This is a genomic window from Laspinema palackyanum D2c (assembly GCF_025370875.1).
Lineage (GTDB): Bacteria > Cyanobacteriota > Cyanobacteriia > Cyanobacteriales > Laspinemataceae > Laspinema > Laspinema palackyanum.
This window is the reverse complement of the sequence record NZ_JAMXFD010000020.1, coordinates 48,850-52,073: the sequence shown is the minus strand read 5'-3', so window position 1 is coordinate 52,073 and position 3,224 is coordinate 48,850. Positions and strand designations below refer to the sequence as shown.

The 3,224-nt window shown below is 53.3% G+C and carries 3 protein-coding genes and 1 pseudogene; all 4 read left to right on the top strand.

The window, feature by feature from the left end; genetic code table 11:
• Nucleotides 1-2,273: pseudogene (locus NG795_RS20180) on the top strand (hypothetical protein); the annotation flags it as partial.
• A gap of 76 nt (nucleotides 2,274-2,349) precedes the next feature.
• Nucleotides 2,350-2,619, top strand: a complete 270-nt coding sequence (locus tag NG795_RS20175) for an AbrB/MazE/SpoVT family DNA-binding domain-containing protein (protein WP_367290442.1) — start codon at nucleotides 2,350-2,352, stop codon at nucleotides 2,617-2,619.
• An 86-nt stretch (nucleotides 2,620-2,705) separates the two neighbouring features.
• A complete protein-coding gene (locus tag NG795_RS20170) occupies nucleotides 2,706-2,951 on the top strand; it encodes a PIN domain-containing protein (protein ID WP_367290441.1) in 246 nt (81 codons plus the stop codon).
• Nucleotides 2,952-2,989: 38 nt separating this feature from the next.
• Nucleotides 2,990-3,136, top strand: coding sequence for a hypothetical protein (locus NG795_RS20165; RefSeq protein WP_367290440.1), 147 nt, complete (start codon nucleotides 2,990-2,992; stop codon nucleotides 3,134-3,136).
• The last annotated feature ends 88 nt before the right edge of the window (nucleotides 3,137-3,224 follow it).

Sequence of the window (3,224 nt, the reverse complement as noted above, 5' to 3'; positions counted from 1 at the left end):
AACTGCGCGGCCATCAGGGTTCGGTCAACGCTGTAGCCATCAGCGCGGATGGTCAGACCATTGTCAGTGGCAGTTCGGACAACACCGTGCGCTTGTGGGACCACCAGGGGGAACAGATTGGGGAACTGCGCGGCCATCAGGGTTCGGTCAGCGCCGTAGCCATCAGCGCGGATGGTCAGACCATTGTTAGCGGCAGTTGGGACAACACCGTGCGCTTGTGGAACCCCCGGGAACAAATGACGGTCCTGCGCGGCCATCAGGATTCGGACATTTCCGTCATTTCCGTAGCCATCAGCGCGGATGGTCAGACCATTGTTAGCGGCAGTTGGGACGACACCGTGCGCTTGTGGAACCGCCAGGGGAAACAGATTGGGAAACTGCGCGGCCATCAGGATTTGGTCTTCGCCGTAGCCGTCAGTGCGGATGGTCAGACCATTGTCAGTGGAAGTCGTGACGACACCGTGCGCTTGTGGAACCGCCAGGGGGAACAAATCGAGGTTCTGCGTGGCCATCAGGATTCAGTCATTTCCGTAGCCGTCAGTGCGGATGGTCAGACTATTGTCAGTGGAAGTCGTGACAACACCGTGCGCTTGTGGAAGCACCAGTGGGAATCCATCTGGGAACTGCGCGGCTATCAAGGTTTAGTCTCGTCTGTGGCCATTAGCGCGGAAGGAGAGAACATTGTCAGTGGCAGTTCGGACAACACCGTGAGCTTATGGAACCGCCAGGGGGAACAAATCGAGGTTTTACGTGGCCATCAGGATTCGGTCATGGCTGTGGCCATCAGTGCGGATGGTCAGACCATTGTCAGTGGAAGTGATGACAACACCGTGCGCTTGTGGAACCGCCAGGGGGAACAAATCGAGGTTTTACGTGGCCATCAGGATTCGGTCATGGCTGTGGCCATCAGTGCGGATGGTCAGACCATTGTCAGTGGAAGTGATGACAACACCGTGCGCTTGTGGAACCGCCAGGGGGAACAAATCAAGGTTCTGCGTGGCCATCAGGGTTCGATTAGGGCTGTGGCAGTCAGTGCAGATGGTCAGACCATTGTCAGTGGCGGTTCGGACGACACGGTGCGCTTGTGGAACCGCCAGGGGGAACAAATCGAGGTTCTGCGTGGCGACCAGGGTTTGGTCTGGGCCTTGGCCGTTAGCGCAGATGGTGAAACTATTGTCACTGGCAGTTGGGACGACACGGTGCGCTTGTGGAACCGCCAGGGGGAACAAATCAAGGTTCTGCGTGGCCATCAGGATTCGATCAGGGCTGTGGCCGTCAGTGCGGATGGTCAGACCATTGTCAGTGGCAGTTTGGACAACACCGCGCGCTTGTGGAACCGCCAGGGGGAACAGATTGGGGAACTGCGCGGCCATCAGGGTCGGGTCTGGGCCGTAGCCATCAGCCCAGATGGTCAGACCATTGTCAGTGGCAGTTCGGACAACACCGTGCGCTTGTGGACGGTGGGATGGAAAAATTGGCTAAAAATGGGTTGCAATCAGTTAAAATATCATCCCGTATTGGTAGCACCAGAAACCGATGTTGCCCGCGAAGCAGGCGAAACCTGTCAAAAATATGCCTGGAATCACACCGAGTCGGCACAGTTTCTCGTCCGTCAAGGCAAGGCTTTAGCTCGTGAGGAAGATATCGAGGGGGCAGTTGCCAAGTTTAAACAAGCCAAAAAACTTGATGCTACTCTCGACATAGAACCGGAGGTCGAAGCAAAACGCCTTGCTGTTCCCGCTTTGGTTGAAGCGGGTAAAGATTTTGCTCGACAGGGTAAATATAACGAAGCCGTTGCCAAATTCCAACAAGCCGTGACCCTTGACCCGACTCTCGACCTAGAACCGGAGGCAGAAGCAAAACGCCTTGCTGTGCCGGTTTTGGTGGCGCGGGGAAAACAAGGGGTTAAAGACAAAAAGTATAAAGAAGCGGTTGAGGCTTATACCGCAGCCCAGAATATTGATGCCACGGTGGAAATTTCTGCGGACACTTGGAACGAAATCTGTGCGCTTGGCAGTTTGCGCGGTGAGGCAGCGGCGGTGCTTGAAGCCTGCGAAAAAGCGGTCACATTGGAACCAGGATATATAGGAAATCGCGGGTTAGCGAAGGCACTGGCTGGGGATAATGAGGGAGCAATTCAAGATTTTCAAGCCTTTATTGAATTGAGTAACAATGCCGGGGCGAATAGGCAAATCCAGGGTTATATTGATACCCTCCGCACTGGGGAAAATCCCTTTACCGAGGCGGAGATTAAACGGTTGTTAGGCGAATGAGCTTGACCTCACCCCTAGCCTCTAAATTTGCTAAAATAGCCAATCAGTTAAAAAACTTACCCAAATTTATCGAGCTATGTCTCTCCCCCTCGAACAGTACACCGTGAATTTGGCAGAAACCGGCGAGTTAGTTATCCCCGAAACCGTGCGGAAGCAACTTAACCTGCAACCGGGGGATTCCCTCACCCTAACTCTCGAAAATGATGGGAGTCTGCGCCTGTTCAGCTTACGCAAATCCGTCCAAAAACTCCAAGGAATTTTTAAAGATATTGCCCCAGGTGTTAGCCTGGGGGACGAACTGATTCAAGAACGGCGTGAGGAAGTACATCGAGAGGGGGAAGCATGACTCAAAATCCGATTGCAGTATTGGATGCCTCAGCCTGACTGGCTTACCTGCAAGGCGAACCGGGTGCAGATGACGTTGCCGATGTTTTGCTTCAAAAAGCAGCGATTAGTGCTATAAACTGGGCAGAAACTCTCTCCAAACTGGCGGAACGCGGTCAAGAACCTGATGCGGTTACCACTCAGTTGAGGGAGGAAGGTTTGCTCGATCATGCATTAATTATCTATCCAGCAGACGAAGAACTCGCACGCGACATTGCTAAACTAAGAGTTTCCACTCGTTCATTAGGTCTTTCTCTGGGAGATAGAGCTAGCCCTGTCAAGGTGTATTTGTAGGGGTTTGGTCTGATCACCCTGTCCGGTGATGTAGGGGTTTGGAAACCAAACCCTGTCTGTCCGGTGATGTAGGGGTTTGGTTTCCAAACCCTGTCCGGGTGGATGTAGGGGTTTGGTCTGCTCACATTCAAGGGGTGCAATGCGATCGCCGCAAAAAGAGCGATCTGACCAAACCCCTAGATTAAGAGGGTTTGGAGACCAAACCCCTAGATTAAGAGGGTTTGGAGACCAAACCCCTAGATTAAGAGGGTTTGGAGACCAAACCCCTAGATT

Coding starts and splice junctions, on each gene's coding strand:
- NG795_RS20175 (WP_367290442.1), top strand. CDS start 2,350: ATGTCTCTCCCCCTCGAACAGTACACCGTGAATTTGGCAGAAACCGGC.